The organism is Streptomyces sp. NPDC104581 (assembly GCF_055583685.1).
Map to the genome: position 1 here is coordinate 25866 of NZ_JBVJNN010000049.1, position 20387 is coordinate 46252.

Annotated in this window: 15 protein-coding genes; 6 read left to right on the forward strand and 9 right to left on the reverse strand. The window is 73.6% G+C overall.

The annotated features are described in order from the left end of the window. The first annotated feature begins 25 nt into the window (after positions 1–25). Positions 26–922 carry an aminoglycoside phosphotransferase family protein gene (locus ACZ61E_RS28625; RefSeq protein WP_469702913.1) on the forward strand — a complete coding sequence of 299 codons (897 nt, stop codon included), beginning with the start codon at positions 26–28 and terminating at the stop codon, positions 920–922. Positions 923–933: 11 nt separating this feature from the next. Here ACZ61E_RS28625 and ACZ61E_RS28630 read toward each other — a convergent pair whose 3' ends face one another. The 9 genes from ACZ61E_RS28630 to ACZ61E_RS28670 all read right to left on the reverse strand — a co-directional run bounded on the left by ACZ61E_RS28630 (position 934) and on the right by ACZ61E_RS28670 (position 14277). Then, positions 934–2670, reverse strand: a complete 1737-nt coding sequence (locus ACZ61E_RS28630) for a polyketide synthase (RefSeq protein ID WP_469702914.1) — start codon at positions 2668–2670, stop codon at positions 934–936. Then, the gene (locus ACZ61E_RS28635) at positions 2667–4721 is read right to left on the reverse strand and encodes an amino acid adenylation domain-containing protein (protein ID WP_469702916.1); all 2055 of its coding nucleotides are present in this window, start codon (positions 4719–4721) and stop codon (positions 2667–2669) included. Before ACZ61E_RS28635 ends, ACZ61E_RS28630 begins: the two co-directional genes overlap by 4 nt. Then, positions 4718–5869 (reverse strand): acyl-CoA dehydrogenase family protein, encoded by a 1152-nt coding sequence (locus tag ACZ61E_RS28640; protein ID WP_469702917.1) that lies wholly within the window; start codon positions 5867–5869, stop codon positions 4718–4720. The genes ACZ61E_RS28635 and ACZ61E_RS28640 overlap by 4 nt, the downstream gene beginning before the upstream one ends. 13 nt (positions 5870–5882) lie before the next feature. Beyond that, on the reverse strand, positions 5883–6155 hold the full coding sequence (locus tag ACZ61E_RS28645) for a phosphopantetheine-binding protein (RefSeq protein ID WP_469702919.1): 273 nt from the start codon (positions 6153–6155) through the stop codon (positions 5883–5885). Next, positions 6152–7144 carry a 3-hydroxyacyl-CoA dehydrogenase family protein gene (locus tag ACZ61E_RS28650; RefSeq protein WP_469702920.1) on the reverse strand — a complete coding sequence of 331 codons (993 nt, stop codon included), beginning with the start codon at positions 7142–7144 and terminating at the stop codon, positions 6152–6154. The genes ACZ61E_RS28645 and ACZ61E_RS28650 overlap by 4 nt, the downstream gene beginning before the upstream one ends. Next, entirely contained in the window at positions 7135–8406 is a 1272-nt protein-coding gene (locus ACZ61E_RS28655) for an ACP S-malonyltransferase (RefSeq protein WP_469702922.1), read from the reverse strand. Before ACZ61E_RS28655 ends, ACZ61E_RS28650 begins: the two co-directional genes overlap by 10 nt. A gap of 248 nt (positions 8407–8654) precedes the next feature. Further along, positions 8655–13229 (reverse strand): beta-ketoacyl synthase N-terminal-like domain-containing protein, encoded by a 4575-nt coding sequence (locus ACZ61E_RS28660; protein ID WP_469702923.1) that lies wholly within the window; start codon positions 13227–13229, stop codon positions 8655–8657. A gap of 163 nt (positions 13230–13392) precedes the next feature. Beyond that, positions 13393–13848, reverse strand: coding sequence for an ATP-binding protein (locus tag ACZ61E_RS28665; protein ID WP_469702924.1), 456 nt, complete (start codon positions 13846–13848; stop codon positions 13393–13395). Between the two features lie 78 nt (positions 13849–13926). Then, positions 13927–14277, reverse strand: coding sequence for an STAS domain-containing protein (locus ACZ61E_RS28670; RefSeq protein WP_469702925.1), 351 nt, complete (start codon positions 14275–14277; stop codon positions 13927–13929). A gap of 273 nt (positions 14278–14550) precedes the next feature. On the opposite strand from ACZ61E_RS28670, the gene ACZ61E_RS28675 reads away from it, so the two are divergent. The 5 genes from ACZ61E_RS28675 (at position 14551) to ACZ61E_RS28695 (ending at position 20170) form a co-directional block, all read left to right on the forward strand. After that, positions 14551–16215, forward strand: coding sequence for a PP2C family protein-serine/threonine phosphatase (locus ACZ61E_RS28675; RefSeq protein ID WP_469702926.1), 1665 nt, complete (start codon positions 14551–14553; stop codon positions 16213–16215). Positions 16216–16326: 111 nt separating this feature from the next. Further along, on the forward strand, positions 16327–16719 hold the full coding sequence (locus ACZ61E_RS28680) for an STAS domain-containing protein (RefSeq protein WP_469702928.1): 393 nt from the start codon (positions 16327–16329) through the stop codon (positions 16717–16719). 146 nt (positions 16720–16865) lie between these two features. Further along, on the forward strand, positions 16866–18794 hold the full coding sequence (locus ACZ61E_RS28685; protein ID WP_469702930.1) for an ABC transporter ATP-binding protein: 1929 nt from the start codon (positions 16866–16868) through the stop codon (positions 18792–18794). Positions 18795–18931: 137 nt separating this feature from the next. Continuing rightward, positions 18932–19819, forward strand: coding sequence for a septum formation family protein (locus ACZ61E_RS28690; RefSeq protein ID WP_469702931.1), 888 nt, complete (start codon positions 18932–18934; stop codon positions 19817–19819). Between the two features lie 153 nt (positions 19820–19972). Next, positions 19973–20170, forward strand: coding sequence for a DUF1918 domain-containing protein (locus ACZ61E_RS28695; protein WP_469702932.1), 198 nt, complete (start codon positions 19973–19975; stop codon positions 20168–20170). The last annotated feature ends 217 nt before the right edge of the window (positions 20171–20387 follow it).

The following is a 20387-nucleotide window of genomic DNA, read 5'->3' on the forward strand; positions in this document are numbered from 1 at the left end:
CCGTCTCTCGGTACCGTGCCTTCGTATGACCGGCACAGAGATCGAGATCACCGCGGACCTGGTCCGCGACCTGCTGCGGGAGCAGCATCCGGACCTCGCGGGGCTGGCGCTCCGTGAGGTGGCGGGCGGCTGGGGCAACCAGATGTGGCGTCTGGGCGACGACCTGGCCGTGCGCATGCAGCGCATGGACCCCACCCCGGAGCTCCAGCTCAAGGAGCGGCGGTGGCTGCCCGTGCTGGCCCCGCGCCTTCCGCTTCCGGTGCCGACCCCGGTGCGGTTCGGCGAACCGTCCGAGCGCTTCCCCCGGCACTGGACCGTGATGACGTGGGTTCCCGGCGAGCCGCTGGACCACGGCTCGATCAGCCGCGACGCCCACGCGGCCGACACGCTGGCCGGCTTCCTCCGGGCGCTGCATGTGCGGGCGCCCGCCGAGGCACCGGCCGGCCGGGACCGCGGGGCCCATCCCAAGGACTGCGCGGACGGCTTCGAGAACTTCCTCCGGGCCGTCGCCCCCGCCGGCATCGGCGCCGGTGTCCGGGCCGTCTGGGACGACGCCGTCGCGGCCCCCGCGTGGGAGGGCCCGGCGGTGTGGGTGCACGGCGACCTCCATCCCGCGAACGTCGTGGTCTCGGACGGAACGCTCTCGGGCGTCGTCGACTTCGGTGACCTGTTCGCCGGCGACCCGGCGTGGGACCTCGCCGCCGCGTGGGTGCTGCTGCCCGCGGGCGCGGCCTCGCGGTTCTTCGACCAGTACGCGCGGGCGGACGAGGCGGCGGTCCGGCGCGCCCGCGGGCTGGCCGCGATGAAGTGCCTGTTCCTGATGCTGATGGGGCAGAACGGTGACCGGGGCCTGCCCGGCGGCAAGCCGCACTGGGGGCCGGTGGGCCGGGCGGCACTCGACCGTGTCCTGAAGGGCGTGTGACACGCCGGGCGTCAGGAGGTGCCCGGCTCGGGTGCGGGCCCGGACGGCCAGTGGTGGCGGCGCAGCATCGGATGCGTCGGCAGGGGGAGCCTGCGGCGGGCCTCACCCGCGTACACCGCGCTCCAGTCGGCCGGCTCACCGCGCAGCCAGGCCCCGGCCGGTCCGTGAAGGGGCGGCGGCAGGGAGTCGGGCGGGGCGGACAGCCAGGCCCGGTCGCGAACGGCGGCAGCGGCGGCCCCGCAGTCGGCGGCGAGGACCGCACGGCGGTGACGGTGGGCGCGGCGGCCGTTCTGGAGGGTGAAGGCGACGTCCGCCGGTTCGGCGTCGGCGTGGTCCTCCAGATAGCGGCGCAGTTCGTCGGTCGCCGACTCCAGTGCCTCGGGCGTGTGCGCCGACCAGACGAACAGGTGCTGCCGCGCCACCGGAGGCGGGGTGGCCGGGGCTGGAGCGGCCGGGGGTGCGGGCGGTTCTCCGACGACGACATGGACATGGGTTCCGTCGCGGCCCAGCGCGTTGACACCGGCGATACGGCCGCCCGGCCCCGGTTCCCAGGGCCGGGTCTCGGCGGCGATGTAGAACGGGCTGTTCACGAGGTCGAGCCCGCGGTGGGGACGGAGGAAGTGGGGCGTGCCGGGGAGGGTGCCGTGGCGCAGTGCCAGCACCGTCTTGATCAGGCCGGTGACACCCGCTGCCGCGCCCGGATGGCCGATGTTCGCCTTCACCGACCCCAGGGCGCAGAACCCGCGGCGACCGGTTCCGAACGCCTCGGTCAGCCCCGCGAGTTCGACCGAGTCCCCGTGGGGTGCACCCGCGCCGTGGGCCTCGACGTAGGTCAGGTCGGCCGCCTCCAGGCCCGCGGAAGTGAGCGCCTCGCGTACAACCCGTACCTGGGCTCCGGGATCCGCGCCCGCGGACGCGGATACGGGGGCGGGCGGCGGTGAGTCCGCCTCGACGGCCCCGGCCGTCATGGCGGATCCGCGGATGACGGCGAGGACGTCGTCGCCGTCGGCGAGGGCGTCGGCCAGCCGCCGCAGCACGACGACCGCGGCACCCTCGGCGGGGACCACCCCATCCGCCCCGGCGTCGAAGGGGCGGCACCGGCCGGACGGGGACAGCCCGCTGTCCGGCGCGCACAGATAGCCGGTGTGCTGGGGCAGCCGCAGGGCGGCGCCGCCGGCGAGCGCCATGTCGCAGTCGCCGGCGAGCAGGTGCCGGCGGGCGAGATGGACGGCGGCGAGCGAGGCGGGGCCGCTGTCCGGCAGGGTGAGCGCGGGGCCGTTCAGCCCGAGCGTGCGGGCGATCCCCGCGGCCGGGTCACCGGGACCGCCGAGCGGTTCCGCGCCGGGGAGCGCGCCGTAGTCGTCGCCGTGGCGCAGGCCGGTGAAGACTCCGGTGGTGCCGCCGAAGGTGCCCGGGCCGTGTCCGGACCGCTCCAGCGCCTGGTGGCAGAGGTCGATGAGGATGCGCCACCGGGGGTCGGCCGCCCGTGCCTCGCGGTCCGTGCGGCCGAAGAAGGCCGCGTCGAACAGGCCCGCTCCGGCGAGGTGGGCGCCGCTCGGGACATGGTCGGGGTGGCGGACCAGGCCGGGGGCGACGCCCGCGGCGAGGAGTTCGGCCTCCGTGTAGTCGGTGACGGCGTCCTGCTGGTCCTCCAGGAGCCGCCACAGCTCCGCCACGCCGGCGGCTCCCGGGAAGCGGCCGGCCATGGCAATGATCGCGATCGGGTTCTCCGGCGGGCTGCCGCTCACAGGCGTACTCCATGGGTGCGCAGGTACTCCGGGTCCGCGAGCAGGGCCCGGTCGAGTTTGCCGGTGGCCGTCCGCGGCATCGTCCCGACGCGGACGAACACGGACGGTACGAGGTGGCCGGGCAGCTCGGCGGCGAGCGCGGAGCGCAGACCGGCCGCCGTCAGGTCCGGGGCCCCGGTGAGCGCCGCGTGCAGCACGGCCAGCGACGGGTCGGGGGCGTGGACGTGGACGGCGCATCCGGTGATCTGCGGCAGGCGGGCCAGGGCGTGTTCCACCTCGCCCAGTTCCACACGGATGCCGCGGATCTTCACTTGCAGGTCGTCGCGGCCGAGGTATTCGAGCTCCCCGTCGGGCGTCCAGCGGCCGATGTCCCCGGTGTCGTACATCCGGGACCCGGGGCGGCCTGGTTCGGGCACGAACCGTTCGGCGGTCCGCGTCTCGTCGCCGAGGTAGCCGCGTGCGACGCCGGTGCCGGCGACGAACAGCGTCCCGTGGACACCGACCGGGACGGGCCGCCCGTGGCGCAGGACATGGACGCGGGTGTTGTCGATGGGCCGTCCGATCGGGATCCGCGCCGGCGGCGGGCCGGGCGGCAGCAGGTGGGCCGTGACGTCGACGGTCGTCTCGGTGGGGCCGTAGAGGTTGGCCAGCCGGCAGCCGTACGGGCCCAGGAGGCGGTCGAAAGCGCCGGCCGTCGCGGGCAGCAGGGTCTCACCGCTGGCGAAGCACCAGCGCAGGCCCCGGAGTCTCGGGGCGCTGCCGGCCGCCTCCACATGGGCCAGGACCGTGTCGAGCATCGACGGGACGAAGTGCGTGACGGTGACGCCGTGCCGGGCGACCGCGTCCTCGACGGCGAGCGGGAACACCTCCGTGCCGGGAGGCAGCAGATGCATCCGCGCGCCGGCGAGGACCCACCAGAACAGCTCCCAGACGGAGACGTCGAAGACCGTCGGGGTCTTCTGGAGGACGACGTCGTCGGCGGTCAGCGGGAACCGGCGCTGCATCCATGCCAGACGGTTGACGACCGAACGGTGTTCGACCATCACCCCCTTGGGCTCACCGGTGGATCCGGAGGTGTGGATCACGTAGCAGAGGTCGTCCGGGGCGGGCGGCCTGGCCCCGCCGGTGCCGGACCGGAGAGCCGGGTCGTCCAGCGCGAACGGGTCGGCCGGCAGGTCGGGGAGGCCGGGGGCGCCCAAGCCGGCCCGGTCGGTGAGGAGCGTGGTCACGCCGCAGCGGTCGAGAGTCCGGCGCAGCCGTGCGGCGGGCGCGCGGGGGTCGAGGGGGAGGTAGGCCAGCCCCGCGGCGAGAACACCGAAGAGGGCGACCGGCAGATCGAGGGAGCGCTGCGCCGACACCGCGACGAGCCCGTGGGGGCCGTGGTCCCGGCCGGCGAGGAAGGTCGCGAGCCGCTCCGCGCGGTCGGCCAGCTCGCCGTAGGTGAGGGTGCCCGTGTCGGTGCTGACCGCGGTTCGGGAAGGTGTCTGCGCGGCTCGGGCGTGCAGCAGGTCGACAAGGGTCAGACCGTCGGGGAAGGGGGTGTCGGTCGCGTTGAACGACGCGATGCGCTCGCGCTGTTCGTCGTCGAGAAGGTCGTGGTCACCGACCGGGCGGGCACGGTCGGCGCGGGTGCGGTGCAGCAGGGTGGTGACCAGGCGGTGGAGGGTGTCCGCGTCGGCGGGGCCGGCGGTGTGCGCGGTGACCCGCCCGGTGGCCGGGTCGATCGTGACCTCATGGCGGGCGGGGGCACCGCCGGGCCGGCCGCGCGGCGGGCCGGCCGTGAGCGTGAGCAGGCAGTCGGCCGGCGCTTCCGGCGGGGCGGGCCGCGCCGTGATCCGGCCGGCGAGACCGGCGAAGGGCTCGCGGGGATCCACCGTCACGGTGAAACGGCCCGGTTCGGCGTCCGCCTCTCCCCCGGCCAGCTCGATGAGGACGGTGTCACCGTGGTCGAGATAGTGCACGGCCACGGCCACCACGGCCATCAGCTCCGGCACGGGTGTCGGGCCGGTTCCGGAGGCCGGTTCGGACGCGGGGCCGGGTCCGGGGATCACCGGTCGCCTCCCGCGGCAGCCTCGCGGGCCAGGGGGACCGCCAGCAGGTGTTCGAGGAGCTGCGGGGTGCCCTCGATGATGCTCAGGATCTTGGCGTCCCGGTAGACACCGGCGACGCCGTTGTCCTCCAGGCAGCCTTGGGCACCCATGGCCTGCACGGCCTGGGCGCTGTGGCGTTCGAGTACCTGGCAGGCCAGGTACTTGGCCATGAGGACCTTGCGCGGGGCCGAGGCGTCGACGGCGTCCAGCGCGCGCGACGCGCTCACGCTCAGGGCGCGGGCGGCGGCGAGGTCGACACCCATGGACGTGACCAGGGACTGGATCTGACCGTGGTCGACGGCGTTACGGCCGAAGACCTCACGCCCCAGGACGAAGGCGGAGCAGGCGGAGAACGCCCGTTGGAGCATCCCGGCGGCCATCCAGGCCACCGCGTGCCGGCCGTGTTCCAGCAACTGCGGCACCAGCACGGTCGAGGCGAAGCCCGGCCGGCCGATGACGGCGGAACGCTCCACGGGGCAGTCCCGCATCACCTCGCGGGCCAGCGCGGCGGCGCGCAGCCCCAGCAGCCCGGTCATCGGCGAGACCTCCAGCCCGGGGGCGCCGCGCTCCAGCAGACAGCAGACCTGGCCGCCCTCCCCGCGGGCCAGGACGAGATAGAGGTCCGCGCGCCGGCCGAAGGTGGTGTACAGCTTCGTCCCGTCGAGGCGGAGCCCGCCGGAGCGTTCCGTCAGGGTGGTCGTGACGCCCGACAGGTCACTGCCCGCGTCGCGTTCGGTCATACAGACGGCGGCGACACGGCGGCCGGACGCCAGATCCGGCAGGAACGCCTCGCGCTGGGCGTCGCTGCCCCAGCGCACGAGGGTGCGCGCGACCATGCCGTGCACGTTGATCAGTGACGCGAGAGAGGCGCTGACCCGGCCCAGGGCCTCGTAGAGCAGGCCCAGTTCGACCGCGGACAGACCGAGGCCCCCGTACTCCTCCGGGATCATCGCCCCGAACAGGCCCTGCGCGGCGCACCACTGGACCACCTCCTCGGGCAGTTCGCCCTCCCGTTCCCAGCCGGGACTGTGCGCGCCCCACGCCGTACCGACGAGAGCGGAGACCTTCCGGTGGTGCCGCAGCTGTGCCTCGGTGAGCAGATCGTCCACGTCGTCCTCCGGGTCAGCCGCGCCCGGCGCGGACCGCGGCCTGCTTCTCGCCGACGGCGCGGGCGATGCGGCGCAGCGTGGCGAAGTTGCCGAGATCCAGGTCGTCCACGCCGAACCGGATCGCGTACCTGCCTTCGAGGAACACCATCAGCTCGACCACGAGCAGGGAGTTCACCAGTCCCGAGGAGAACAGCTCGTCGTCCGGGGCCGGGCGCAGGGTCGGGTCGTGGCGGGCCAGGAACGTCCCGACCGCCTGGCAGACGGCTTCTTCCTCCGCGTCGGTCATGACGGAACCTCTCCAACTGGGTGCGAGTGATAGGTGTAGAAGCCCCGGCCGGTCTTCCGGCCGAGCCGCCGCCGGCCGACCATGTCCCGCAGCAGCGCGCTGCTGTCGAACCGGGGATCGCCGGTGGCCTCGTGCAGGTGGTCGAGGGTGTGGACGACGGTGTCGAGACCGATGAGGTCGGCCGTCTGCAGCGGGCCCATCCGGTGTCCGAAACAGTCGCGGAAGATCTGGTCGACGGTCTCGGGCGCGACTCCGTGCTCCTCCACGACGCGGGCGGCCTCGTTGAAGAAGAGATGGGAGACGCGGTTGCTGACGAAGCCCGGGAAGTCGCCCACGACGATCGTCTTCTTCCGCAGCAGCGCCGCAAGTTCATTCACACGGGCGAGGGTCTCGTCGCAGGTGCCTTCGGGGCGCATCACCTCGACCGCGGACGTCAGGTACGGCGGGTTCATGAAGTGGACGCCGATGACCCGCTCCGGCCGGGACACGTACGCGGCCAGGCGAGCGACCGGGATACTGGAGGTGTTCACCGCGATGACGGCCGTGTCGGAGACCACGGTGTCCAGCAGCCGGTAGACGTCCTCCTTGACGTCGAGGCGTTCGGTGACGTTCTCCACCACGAGGGTGCACCGCGCCAGGGCGGCGGGATCGGTGGAGACCTGGACGGCGGCAACCGCCCGGTCGGCGGAGACGGCGAAACCCGGGCGGAGCATCGGCGCGAAACGCACCGCCTCCGCGAGCCGGGCCGGCGCGCTCTCGCACTGGACCGGGTCGTGGTCGACCAGGTTCACCCGGAAACCGTGCAGCGCGAGATCGGCGGCGACACCCAGACCGATCACGCCCGCCCCGAGCACACCGACCGCACCGAAGGAATCCGCCGGACCACCGGTGGTGCCGGAGACGGTGGGAGAGGTACCGGCGGTGCCAGACGTGCCGGTGGTGGGGGACGTGCCGGTGCCGTTGTCGGTGGTGCCGGTGGTTACTGCCATGTGCGTCCTCCGGTCGCGGCGGCGAGATGCCGGTGACGCTCGCGCTCACCGAGGCCCTTGAGGGCCAGCAGCGCGTCGAGCGCTTCGAGTCCGGCCGCGACCGCGTCGGGTGCCGGGGTGTCCACGGTCTTCTCCAGGTTCCGGTAGTGCCACGCCACGTCGGTGTCCTGGCGCCGGGTAGGGGTGCTCACGGCGATCCGCAGGCACGCGTCCATGACCGCGGGCACGTCGTCGGCGCCGAGACGCAGGTCCCGTGCGAGCGCGCCGAAGTCCTCGTAGCGGTCGACGGGCCAGGGCCGGGGATGGCCGCGGGTACGGGCCGAAAGGAACGTCAGGACCCTGCCGGGGCCCATCTCCAGGCTCGTACCGACACCGTCGGCGGCCAACCGCAGCTGGACGTCGTGCCAGCGCACCGGGGAGACCAGCTGGTCGGCGAGCAGCCGCGCGCTGGCCCGGCCGCCGGGGTGCGGACGCACACCGGCACCGGAGACGACGGGCAGGCGCGGCACGGCGACGTCGACACCGTTCAGGGCATCGGCCAGCGCCTCCGCGGCCGGGGCCATCAGCGGACTGTGGAACGGGCCGGTGACACGCAGCGGGAACGCCTGGGCCCCGCGCGCCTCGAACTCCCGTGCCGCGTCACGCAGATCGGCGTTCAGACCGGAGACGGCCGCCCGTCGCGGCCCGTCGACGACGGACGGATGGACGGCGCGGACACCCTGCTGCCTCCACAGCCGGCACACGTGTTCCACGGTGCCGGTGTCGAGCCCGGTCACCCACATCATGCCGCCGTCCAGTCCGGCGGCCACGTCGGCGACGCACCGCCCGCGGTGGCGCACCAGCCGCAGCGCGGTGGCGAACGGCAGGGCGTCCGCGGCGCAGAGCGCGGTGTACTCGCCGAGACTGTGCCCGGCCGTGTGCGTCACGACCCGGCCCAGCTCCTGCTCGCACGCCCGGAACATCGCGACACCCATGGTGAGGAGCGCGAGCTGCGACTCGGTCTGGAGATCCAGCCGGGCACGGGCCGCCGGCCCGGCGGTCGTGCACAGCTCCGCGACGTCGAACCCGAGTACGTCGCCCGCCTCCGCGAACGTCTCACGGACGATCCCGTGTCGCTTGAGCAATTCCGCGGCCATACCGGGGTATTGCGAACCGACACCAGGGAAAACAGCGGCCACTCCCCAAGGAACGGCGAACACAACGGCCCCCGCGATGAATTGACGAATCGAATAACTCTGCTGAACCACAGAGGAGTGAACCACAGGCCGGTGGCCCGTACAAGACAACCGGCATTACCCCCCGACCCCTGAAACCCGCATGTCCGAGCGGCAGTTCACACCACAGGCACAGGCGTACGGCGCCGCGTTAAGACAAATCAAGAGCGGCTTAAGCGGGCTGTCCGATACTGCACGGTGGATAGGTGACGGACACGGTGACCGGATCCCATTCACCGGGCGTGCGTATTACCCGCTACATATTCCGCCGCTCGGAATGTGCCGCCCGGCGCCCTTTACCCGTCGCCTTCCGTGGCGCGCAGGCGGTCGGTCAGTTCCGCCAGGACCGCGGGGCCGCTCTGGTCGCCGTGGACGAAGTAGTGGTCGCCCGGCAGGACCAGGAGTTCGAAGTCCGACGTGGTCAGACTCCGCCAGGCCCTCGCCTCCGACTCGTGGACCACCGGGTCGGCGGAACCGTGGAAGGCCGTCACCGGCAGACGCAGCGGCGGCTCGGCGAGGTCGCGGCGATAGCTCTCGACGATGCGCAGATCCGCGTACCCCGCGCCGTCCAGGGCCACTTCGGCCATGCCGGCCAGATCGTCGCCCAGTTCGGTGCGCAGCGCGTCCATGTAGCGTGCGGGCTCCGCGCGCGACAGGCGCATCAGGTCCTCGTGATCGGGCATGCCGGTGAAGCCCAGGCTGCGCGTGACCGACCGCAGCCGCGCGCCGAGCGGGTTCTCCCGGCCCGTGGGCGCGCTGAACGCGCTGACGAACAGGTGGCGCAGCGAGTCGCCGTACGCGGGTGCCAGCCGGTGGGCCAGCCGGAACGCGACCAGGGCGCCCATGCTGTGTCCGTAGAGGGCGAAGGGCCGGTCGAGGTACGGCTCGATGGCCTGCGCGATCGCCTCCACGGCCTCCTCCACCGTCTCCAGCGGGCGCTCGTCCCTGCGTTCCTCCCGGCCCGGCAGCTGCACCGGGCACACGTCGATCGCGGGATCCGCGGCCGCCACCCACTCCCGGTACAGGGACGTGCCGCGTCCGCCGTAGGGCAGGCAGAACACCCGTACGGCGCGGTCGTCGCGCGGGGTGGCCGGGAGCCAGCGGGCGCTGTCCGTGTCATGGGGGCGCCGGACCGTGGTGTCCTCCCCGGCGGGCGCGGTGATCCGGTCCAGTACCTCGTCGAGGGTGGGTCCGGTGATGAGCAGGTCGACGGGGAGGTCGATCCCGGCGTCGGCCCGCAGGCGCTGGCGCAGTTCGAGGACGGCCAGCGAGTCGAGACCGGTCTCCGGCAGCGGCTGGGTGAACGGGACGTCACCGGGCGGCAGTTGCAGCAGATCCCCGACGATCCGCGCGAGCCGGGAGCGCAGGGCCGCCCGGCCGGCCGGGCCGTGCCAGCGCTCCCCGGCCACCGTACCGGCGGGCGGGGCGTCTCGCGCCGTGACGGCGGACTCACCGTCCGGGGCCGGACCGCCGGGGCCGACGACCGCGATCTCGGTGGCGCGGGCCCAGCCGACCGTCCGCCCGTCGTCGGCGCAGAGCACATGATCACCGACGAGGCGGTGGCGGGTGGCGGGCGCCGTCAGCCGTACGTGGCACCAGAGCGGACCGTCCGCGGGAGCGCCGAAACCGGCCACGCCGAGCCCCGCGACCATGAACAGGTCACCCGGGTGCAGATCACGTTCGGCGGCGAGCGCGTAGAGCGGGGAGCAGGCGTCCAGCAGGCCCGGGGGCACCGGGAGTTCGGGGGCCGGGCGGCCGGGCCGGCCGTGTGTCTCCCCGGCGGACGGGGCACGGAGCCGGGCCAGGATCTCACCGTCGCCGAGCCATGCCTCGGTGACCCATTCGACCGACGGGCCGTGGGGAACACCGCGTTCGCTCAGACGGCGGTAGAACTCGGCGCCGTCGATCCGTACGGCGCAGCGCTCCTTGACCGCCGCCAGGGTCTGCCCCGTCAGCGGCTCCGGAGCGTCCGCGGCATCCCCGGTGACGGCTTCGGCTGCGGGTACCGAGCGCACGCGGCCGCCGGCATGCCGTTGCCAGGCATCCGCCCCGACGGCGGGGGCGGGTTCGCCCGCGGCCGGTTCACCGGCGGCCCGGCTGTGCACCGAGAACACCGACCAGCCCTCGCCGTCCGGCGGACCGATCACCAGATGCGCGGCACGCTCCCGGGCGCCGGGGAGCGTGAGCGCCCGCTCGAACGTGACCCCGGACAGCCGCAGTCCGCCCCCCGCGGCCACGGCCGACGCGAGCATGTCCTGGTAGTACCCGACATGGACGACACCGGCGGTGTCCGCGATCTCGGGCAGCAGCGTCCGGCTCACCGTGGCGGTGAAGTGCCGTTCCTCCAGCGGCAGGGGCAGGGCCCGCAGCCCCAGGGTGCCGGCCGGTGAACCGGTCGCGGGCAGCACCGCCGCGCCGTCGGGTCCGGCGGGCGTACCGCGGTGCTCCTGACGCCGGAACGCCTGGCCGGGCAGGCCCAGCCGGGCCCGGTCGTAACCGTCGTCGAAGGCGGACCAGTCGACCTCCTCGCCCGCCAGATGCCGGTGGACCAGACCGTGCAGGACCTCGCTCCAGATGTCCTCGCCGGGCAGCCGCCACAGGCCTTCCGGGTCTTCCGCTGCCGGTGCGCCGCCGATATGGGCCAGCGTGCCGTAACCGTGCGCGGCGAGCGCCTTGGCCACCGCCACGGGCGAGGCCCCGGCCCCGCTCGGCGTCCAGAAGGCCGGATCGGTGACCTCGTCGGCGGCCGGCCCGGCGGCCTGCGGACCGTGCAGGAGGCGCAGCACGGCAACACGCCGGGCGAGGGTGGCGGGCGCCGGAACGGTGGTGTGCCGGGCGGCGAGCAGGCCGGCCGTCTCCCGGATGCCGAGGACGCCGGCGAGCAGGCCGGCCGCGAGGTCGCCGGGAGCGTTCCCGGCGGCCACGGCGGCCGGGGCGAGCCCCCAGTCCGCGAACGTACGCACCAGGGCCACCTGGCAGGCGACGGTCCGCACGTCCGCCGCGAGGGCGGTGTCACTCTGCCCGGGAGCGGCGGTGCTCTGCCCGGCGGCGGGTACGGCAGCGGCGGCGGCCAGTTCGGTGGCGCACCCGTCGTAGTGGGCCCGGAAACCTGGATGGGTCGGGCGCAGCGCCGCCACGACGCGGGCGGCCTGGGCCGCGGTGGCGTCGAGCAGGAACGCGGCGGGCCGCGCCGCCGCGCGGTCTCCCGCGCCGACCGCGTCGGACGCCGAGAGCCGCCGTTCGCCGGCCGCCGTGCCTGCGGCGTCGCCCGTGGCGACGGCCGCCAGCCAGCCGGTGAGGTCGGCACGCGACGCGGCCACGGAGGCGGCACGGTGCGCGAAGTGCGCGCGGCGTGCGGTGGTGGTGTGGCAGATGTCGGCGAGGGGGGCCTCGGGGTGGTCGGCCAGCCAGTCGCGGAGGTGGGCCGCCGCGCCGCGCAAGCCCTCCGGCTCCCGGGCCGACAGGGCGACCACATGGGCGGGGCGTTCGGGACCGGTCGCGCGCGCGGGCGCGGGCGGGGGCCCGGTGAGGACGAGATGGACGTTCGTACCGCTGAACCCGAAGGAACTGACACCCGCGGTGCGCGGCCGTCCGTCGGCGTGGTCGGGCCAGGGGCTCGTCCGGTCGTTCAGGACCACCGGCGACCGCTCGACGCCGAGCTTCGGGTTGGGAGTACGCAGATGCAGGTTGCCCGGTATCTCCCCGTGCCCCAGGGACAGGACCGTCTTGATCAGGCCCGCCACCCCGGCCGCCGCCTCCAGGTGCCCGATGTTGGACTTCACCGCGCCGATACGCAGCGGGGCCCCGGCGCTCCGGCCGGCGCACAGGACGTCGGCGGCGGCACGCACCTCGATCGGGTCGCCCAGCGCGGTACCCGTGCCGTGCGCCTCCAGATAGTCCACGTCGTGCGGATCGATCCCGGCCGCCTCCAGGGCCCGGCCGATCAGCTCGCGCTGCGCCCGCCCGTTGGGGACGGTCAGGCCGCTGGTGCGGCCGTCGTGGTTCACCGCCGATCCCCGGATCAGGGCGAGTACGGGGGCCCGCAGGGCGGCGGCGTCCGAGGCGCGCACCAGGGCGACCATGCCGCTGCCCTCGGCTCGGGCGTAACCGTCGGCCGCCGCGTCGAAGACCTTGCAGCGCCCGTCCGCGGCAAGGGCTCCCGTCCGGTTCAGAGCCTCCATGACAGCAGGGGACATCATGGCGCTCACCCCGCCCGCGACCGCGGCCGCGCACTCACCCCGGCGCAGGCTCTCGACCGCCAGATGGACGGCGAGCAGCGACGAGGAGCACGCCGTGTCCACCGCGAGGGTGGGACCGCGCAGCCCCAGCGTGTGGGCCACCCGGCCCGCGGCGACGCTGACCGCCGAACCGGTGGCCGTGTAGGGCCCGGTGTCCCGCGACTGCCGGGACGACTGGAGGGCGTTCTCGGAACCGGAGATACCGACGAACACACCGATGCGCTGCTCCGCCCGGGTACCGGACAGCAGCCCGGCGTGTTCGAGCGCCTGCCAGCTCGCCTCCAGCAGCAGACGGTGCTGCGGATCCATGTCACGGACCTCGGCGTCCGGGACACCGAAGAACGGCGCGTCGAACGCGTGGACGCCCTCGGTGAGGAAACCGGCGCGGCGGGTGGGGGCGGGGAGGCCGGGTGCGTACCAGCGGTCGGCGGGGACGTCCACGATGCCGTCGCGGCCCTCACGCAGCAGTTCCCAGAGACGTCCGGGGCTGTCCGCGCCACCGGGGAAGCGGCAGCCCATGCCGACCACCGCGATGGGCTCCTCGGCGCGGGCGGTCAGCTGCCCCACCTGCTCCCGCAGAGCACGGACGGCGTCCAGGGAACGCCTCAGCAACGCGTCGTCGGTATCGGTCATGACCGTTCGTCTCCCCCGGTGATTCGCTGGACGGCGGCGTGAGCGGCACCACCACAGGTGTCCGTCACGCGTGCCCGAATCACACACCCCGCGGCTTCAGTTTCACCAAAACCGGCCCCACCGGGGCAGCGCCCGGGGTCCGTCACGGTACGGTCCTCGCTGGTCAGGAGAGTCTGAGGAGCGCTTCGATGCGTTTGCCCCCCGAGCCGGTCACCGTGACGGCGACGCTCTCGGCAAGCCGGTGGACGAGCAGCCAGCCGTATCCGCCGACGGTGTGTTCACCGGGCCGGCGGGTGACGGCGACCGGTGGACGGTCGCTGGCGTCGGCCACCGTGATCCGCAGTCCCTCGCCGGTCAGTTCGGCGTCGAAGCCCGTGATGCCGCCACCGTGCCGCAGCGCGTTGGTGACCAGTTCGGAGGTGACGAGCAGCACGTCGGCGACGACGATGTCGTCGAGGGCGGTGCCGTCGCTCTCGCGGTACCGGCCGCGCAGCAGCGCCATGACATGGGCCCGCGCCGCCGCCGCGTTCGCCGGCGGGGCGGGGCGCGGTCCGGTCTGCTCGCGGTCCGCGTCCGCGGCCCCGCGCCGGGCTTCGTGTCCTGCCTGTTCCGCGTTCACCGTAAGGCCCGCCTGCCCAGGCAGCCGGTTTTCACACGGTGGGGTCCGGATGCGTGAACCGTCCGTCATGGCACCGCTCTACAGTCTGGTCGCGGCGTCGAGGGTCGGGGCCATGGTGAAGAAGTCCGAGGTGCCCGTGACTTCGAAGAGCCGCAGCACCGTGGGGCTGAGCGGTCCGGCGATCACCATGCGGTGCCCCGCGGCGCGGTGTTCGCGCTGGGCGCCGAGCAGTACGTGCAGCACGGCGGAGTCGGCGAACGCCAGCCGGGACAGGTCGACCACCGTCAGCGGGCTGTCCGCCCGGCACGCTCGCGCCAGTACCTCCTTCATCTCCCTCGCACTGTCGAAATCGATGCCGCCGTTCACCGTCACGGTGAAGACGCCGTTGTCGGCGGTTCCTGTGACCGCGCTCTCCGAGTCCTCGAACACCCGGTCAGCTTGCCATGAGAGGGGCCGGACTCCGTAACGGCGGGGGGTCGTCACCGCTTCGGAGCGGACCGGCCCGGAACCGGAGCTGCGTTTCGCTGCTTCATGCTCTTTTCGCGGTGCTTTCGTAGCTTTTGTCGTCAAGGTCGGAGGTGCGGGACCGCTTTCCGGGGGCAGCCGATCCCATGTCGAGACGAAAGGGGTTGAAGAGGCCGCACAGCGGACCTCATGAGTGTGGCGACTTCCGCGGAACAACCGACCGATACGGGTGGTGGCATGAAGAGATCCGCTCTCCGTCTGGCGCCGTATCCGGTGCTCGTCGCGGACACGCACGGTGTCGTGCGCTGTCTCAACGACTCCGCGTCGGCTCTGCTCCCACACGCGCGTCCCGGGGCGGAGTTGGCCCGCGCGGTGCCCGAGTGGCTGGCCACCGCGCACCAGGACCTGGCCCGCGTCCCGGCCGGGAACACGACCGGCGGCCCGGCACCTGCCGGGAAGCCGCACGTCGCGGGCGCCCCCGGCGCCGCCGTCCGCGGTGAGATCGGCGAGCGCAGTTTCGAGGCGCACCCCACCTGCGAGGAGAACGGTGCGGTCGTGTGGTGGCTGGTGGACGACACCGATCACCGGCTGGCCCGCAGGGCGCTGCGCATGGAACGCGAACGGACCGCCTTTCTGGGCGACGCGTCGAACGCGCTTCTGTCGTCGCTCAATCCGGCCCGCTGCACGGCGACGACCGCGACGCTCGCCGCCGGGCACCTGGCCGACGCCGCCCTGGTGATCGAGCCGCCCGCCGGGCGCGGGCTGGCGATGGTCTCCTGCACGCGCGACGGTGAACCGGTGCGGCGGCAGCTCGGCGTGGAGCCCGGCCTCGTCCCCGGCCTGTCGGAGGCGCTCCAGGGCTTCCCGCCGGTGCCCTCACGCTGGATCGATCCCGCCACCGCGCCCGCGTGGATCGTCCCGGAGGATTTCGGCGCGGTCGGCTCGATCGTGGTGACGCCGCTGCCCGGCCATGGCGTGCCGGCCGGCGCCCTGGTGCTGCTCCGGAGGGCCGGCCAGGCGGCGTTCACCGAGACCGAGGAGGTGTTCGCCCGGCTGTTCGCGGCCCGTGCGGGCGCCGCGCTCTCGGCCGCCCGGCTGTACGCGGAGCAGAGCTCCCTCACCGAGACGCTGATGCGGGAACTGCTGCCGCCGGTGCTGCACGACGTGTCCGGCGTGGAGTTCGCCGGCGCGTACCGGCCGGCGGCCCGGAGCGACCGTGTCGGTGGTGACTTCTACGACGTCCACCCCGCGCCCGCCGAGGCACAGGACCAGGAGTCCCTGGTCATCCTCGGTGACGTGTGCGGCAAGGGTCTGGAGGCGGCGGTGCTCACCGGCAAGATCCGCAACACGCTGCACGCGCTGCTCCCGATGGCCGACGACCACCAGCGGATGCTGAGTCTGCTCAACGGGGCCCTGCTCAACTCGCACCACACCCGGTTTGCGACGCTCGTCCTCGCCTCGGCCGTACGGCGCGCGGGCAGCGTGCGGTTGCGGTTGACCAGCGCGGGCCATCCGGCCCCGCTGATCGTGCGCGGCGACGGGCACGTGGAGGAGACGGCCACCCGCGGCACCCTGGTGGGCGCGCTGCCCGATGCGACGGCCGTCACCGTGGAGGCCAGTCTCGCGCCGGGTGAGTCCTGCGTGCTGTTCACGGACGGCATCACCGAGGCCAGGGGCGGCCCGCTCGGTGGCGACCTGTACGGCGAGGAGCGCCTGCACAGCGCCCTGTCCCAGTGCGCGGGGTTGCCGGCCGCGGCGGTGGTCGAGCACATCCAGATGCTGGCCTCCCAGTGGGTCCGCGACGGCCAGCACGACGACATGGCCGTGGTCGCGATCACCGCCCCGCGCAACAACCACCTCAGCGCGGTGGGCGGGCGCGGGCCCGGGAGGTTCACCGCGTGAGCGCCTCCCCGCCGCACCGCGCGCCGGTCCGCCCGGCTTGACCGACCACAGCCCACAGGCGCTGGACGACTCCGCCGTTCCCGCCGCACGACCCGGATCAGGAGTGTTCCGATGACGACGATTCCGCCCGCCGGCCTGCTGCTGACCGTTTCGCCGGCCCCTGAGCACACCGTGTGCGTGGCCATCGAGGGGGACCTCGACTACGACAGCTCGCAGCAGCTCCTGGACGAGACGCGTGAGCAGCTCTCCCGCCACACCGATACGCGCCATCTGCGCCTGGACTGCTCCCGGTTGGCCACCTGCGACTCGACGGGCCTGGCCACCCTGCTCGCGGTCCACCGCGCCACCGAATCGGCCGGAGTCCGGCTGCACCTGGACAGACGCCCGGCCTCCCTCGACCGCGTCCTGCGGCTGACCGGCACCCTGAACCATCTGACCGGCCCGCCGGCCGGCACCGGGAGCGATCTCGCCGAGGAACAGCAGGACGTGCCCGGCGGTGAATGACGCCCTGTGAGGTTCACCCCCGGTCCGCCGCGCCGGATCCGGGGGGGGCGGGGCGCGCCGGCGTACTCCCCCGGCCGGGGCGGGGTCCTCCTTTGGCGCGGATCCGGCTTGACCTGAAGACTGCTTGAGGTTCTACGGTCCCTGCCATGAGTATGGAGTCCACAGCCTGGACGCAGTTGCACAACGTCATGAACGCCCGCCCCGACCGCGGCCCCGTCGACCGCGCCACCCTCCGGAGAATCGCGGGCTTCGCCCGGCCGCACCGTCGTCGCATCATCCTGTTCGTGCTGCTCGGGGCCGCCACCGCGCTCCTCGCGGTCGCGACCCCCGTCCTCGCGGGCCGTGTCGTCGACACGATCGTGAACGGCGGCGACGAGCAGCTGGTGGTGCGGCTCGCGCTGCTGATCGCGGTCATCGCGGTCGGCGAGGCCGGTCTCGGTCTGCTGGGCCGCCGGCTCTCCGCCACCCTGGGCGAGGGGCTGATCCTCGATCTGCGGATCGCGGTCTTCGACCACGTCCAGCGCATGCCCGTCGCCTTCTTCACCCGCACCCGTACCGGGGCGCTGGTCAGCCGGCTCAACAACGACGTGATCGGCGCGCAGCGTGCCTTCAGCAACACGCTCTCCGGTGTCGTGAGCAATGTGGTGACCCTGGTGCTGACCCTCGCGGTGATGCTCACGCTCTCCTGGCGCATCACGCTCCTCGCGCTGCTCCTGCTGCCCGTGTTCGTGATCCCCGCGCGCCGGATGGGCTCGCGTATGGCGAGGCTCCAGAGGGAGGCGGCCGACCTGAACGCGGCGATGGGCAACCGGATGACGGAGCGGTTCTCGGCTCCCGGCGCGACCCTGATCAAGCTGTTCGGGCGCCCCGCCGACGAGTCGGCCGAATTCGCGGCGCGGGCCGCCCGGGTACGGGACATCGGGGTCCGTACGGCCATGGCGCAGTCCACGTTCATCACCGCCCTGACACTCGTCTCCGCCCTGGCCCTGGCGCTCGTCTACGGGCTCGGCGGCACCTACGCGCTGCGGGGCAGTCTCGACCCCGGCGCGGTGGTCGCGCTCTCCCTGCTGCTCGCCCGCCTCTACGCTCCGCTGACCGCGCTCGCCGGTGCGCGCGTCGAGGTGATGAGCGCCCTCGTCAGCTTCGAGCGGGTCTTCGAAGTCCTCGCTCTCACGCCCCTCATCGCCGAGCGGCCCGGCGCGCGGCAGGTTCCCGAGGGGCCGGTCTCCGTCGAGTTCGACGCCGTACGCTTCGGCTACCCGTCCGCCGAAAAGGTCTCCCTGGCCTCACTGGAGGAGGTGGCCTCGCTGGACACGCGCGGTGGCGCCGAGGTGCTGCACGGCGTCTCGTTCCGCGCCGAGCCCGGCTGGACGGTCGCCCTCGTGGGCACCTCCGGCGCGGGCAAGTCGACCGTCGCGCAACTGCTCCCGCGGCTCTACGACGTCGACGCGGGCGCCGTCCGTATCGGCGGTGTCGATGTACGCGACCTGTCGGCGGCGTCCCTGCGCGACACACTCGGCATGGTCACCCAGGACGGCCATCTCTTCCACGAATCCGTCCGCGCGAATCTGCTGCTCGCCCGGCCCGGGGCCACCGACGACGAACTCTGGGACGTCCTGCGCCGGGCCCGCCTCGACGGCGTCGTCCGGTCGCTTCCCGACGGCCTCGCCACCGTTGTCGGCGAACGCGGCTACCGGCTGTCCGGCGGCGAACGCCAGCGCATGACCATCGCGCGCCTGCTCCTCGCCCGCCAGCGTGTCGTGATCCTCGACGAGGCGACCGCGCACCTCGACAACACCTCGGAGGCCGCCGTGCAGGCGGCACTCGCCGAAGCCCTCCAGGGCCGCACCGCCCTCGTCATCGCGCACCGGCTCTCCACCGTGCGGGCCGCTGATCTGATCCTGGTGGTCGAGGACGGCCGGATCGCGGAGCGGGGCACACACGAGGAACTGCTCAGTGCGCGGGGGCGTTACGCGGAGCTGTACCGGACGCAGTTCGAAGGCGGCAAGGCGGGTGGGAGCGCCGCGCGCGACGGGAATCCGGGCGCGCCGGAGCCGGCGCCCGCGGCGGGCTGACCACGGATACAACCCTTGCGGCGGGTCGCGAGTCGTAGACGCCGCGATGAGGTGCGGGCCCCGGTGCGGGCGGGCCACGGGAATGGCATACGATGCGCGCGAACCACTTAAAGATCAAATAAGAGGATGTACACGCCATGACAGGCTGTTCCCCGTTTCGCTCCCTTCGCGGCATACCGGCCGTTGTCGCTCTGCTCTCGATCGGCGCGGTGGGGTGCTCCGAGGTCTCCGACGCGGTCGACAGCGCCAAGGACGGCGCGAAGACGGTGGCCCGCCAGCGCTCGGTGTTCTCGCTGGACACCGGCGACTGCTACAACCCCGGCGGCAAGGCGGAGGGGACCGCGTACACCGTCGAGATCGTGCCCTGCGACGAGCCGCACCAGGGCCAGGTCGTCGGCGAGTTCGCGATCGACGAGGGCACGGCGTACCCGGGCGACGACGGAATCTCCCGGATAGGGGACGAGCGCTGCCCGGCGGAGGCGCAGAAGTACGCCGCGGACACCTGGGCGCTCCCGAAGGGCGTCGCCCTCTTCTACTACACCCCGACGAAGGAGAGCTGGGCGACGGGTGACCGCGCGGTGAGCTGCACCTACACCGCGGAGAAGGGTACGTTCAGCGGCTCCCTGGACACCGCGAAGTCCCTCGGCCCCGGGCAGAGCACTTATCTGAAGGGGTCGAACGCGGTCTACGAGGCCCTGTGGGCGAACCAGTCCGGGAAGGACGCCGTCGAGGACGACCTCGACGGGTACAAGGCGCAGGCCGAGGCGGTCGCGGCCGCGCTCGACTCCCACCTCGACGGACTGGAGGGCATCGAGGGAGCCGAGGTCGGCAAGCTCCGCGCGACGCTGACGAAGGCGGCGGGGAACTGGAAGAAGGCCGCGAACGCCGGCGACGCCGACACGTTCTACCTCGCCTACGACCCGGCGTTCACCGGCATCGACCCGAACACGTCGGTCGCCGCCCGGAAGGAACTGGGCCTGGCCACCACCGTCCCGGCCGACGAGGCGGAGGTCTGGGCGGGCTGACGGCCCGTCGCACGGTTCCTCCTGTCGCCGAGTGTGAACGGGTGACCGCACCTCAGCCAATCGTGTTCCGGGGCGTCGTTTCACGGCTCATCGCGCGACGCCCTGGTTAGGTCGGTCCAGCACCCCTGACGACCAGCGAAAGGAACCAGTGAGATGCAGGCCAGCGAGGGAGACCGGCTCGTGGTCCACGGCCGGGTCGTGGGCATGCAGGACCAGGTCGTCGAGATCATCGAGGTCCTGGGCTCCGACGGCACACCGCCCTACCGTGTGCGGGCGGAGGACGGACACGAGACGATCATGTCCCCCGGTCCCGACTCCGTCGTCGAACACCGACGCGCCGAGGACGGCTGACCTCCGGCGGAAGAAGCGGCGCCGCGCGCCCGGGTGCGCGGCGCCACTCCCCCGCCGGTTCCGCGAGACGCCCGGTGGGCACGGAGCCGGGTCCTGGGGGGGGGGGGGGGGGGGGCGGGGGAGGGGAGGGGGGGGGGGGGGGGGGGGGGGGGGGGGTCCTGTTCCTTCTGTTTTTTCGTCCTGTTTGTGGGGCGGGGGGACCGGGAGGCGGGGAAAT

Excerpts from the sequence above, each read along its gene's own strand:
- ACZ61E_RS28650 (WP_469702920.1), bottom strand. The coding sequence starts at position 7,144 with ATGGCAGTAACCACCGGCACCACCGACAACGGCACCGGCACGTCCCCC.
- ACZ61E_RS28660 (WP_469702923.1), bottom strand. The coding sequence starts at position 13,229 with ATGACCGATACCGACGACGCGTTGCTGAGGCGTTCCCTGGACGCCGTC.
- ACZ61E_RS28695 (WP_469702932.1), top strand. The coding sequence starts at position 19,973 with ATGCAGGCCAGCGAGGGAGACCGGCTCGTGGTCCACGGCCGGGTCGTG.
- ACZ61E_RS28685 (WP_469702930.1), top strand. The coding sequence starts at position 16,866 with ATGAGTATGGAGTCCACAGCCTGGACGCAGTTGCACAACGTCATGAAC.
- ACZ61E_RS28675 (WP_469702926.1), top strand. The coding sequence starts at position 14,551 with ATGAAGAGATCCGCTCTCCGTCTGGCGCCGTATCCGGTGCTCGTCGCG.
- ACZ61E_RS28690 (WP_469702931.1), top strand. The coding sequence starts at position 18,932 with ATGACAGGCTGTTCCCCGTTTCGCTCCCTTCGCGGCATACCGGCCGTT.
- ACZ61E_RS28680 (WP_469702928.1), top strand. The coding sequence starts at position 16,327 with ATGACGACGATTCCGCCCGCCGGCCTGCTGCTGACCGTTTCGCCGGCC.
- ACZ61E_RS28645 (WP_469702919.1), bottom strand. The coding sequence starts at position 6,155 with ATGACCGACGCGGAGGAAGAAGCCGTCTGCCAGGCGGTCGGGACGTTC.
- ACZ61E_RS28625 (WP_469702913.1), top strand. The coding sequence starts at position 26 with ATGACCGGCACAGAGATCGAGATCACCGCGGACCTGGTCCGCGACCTG.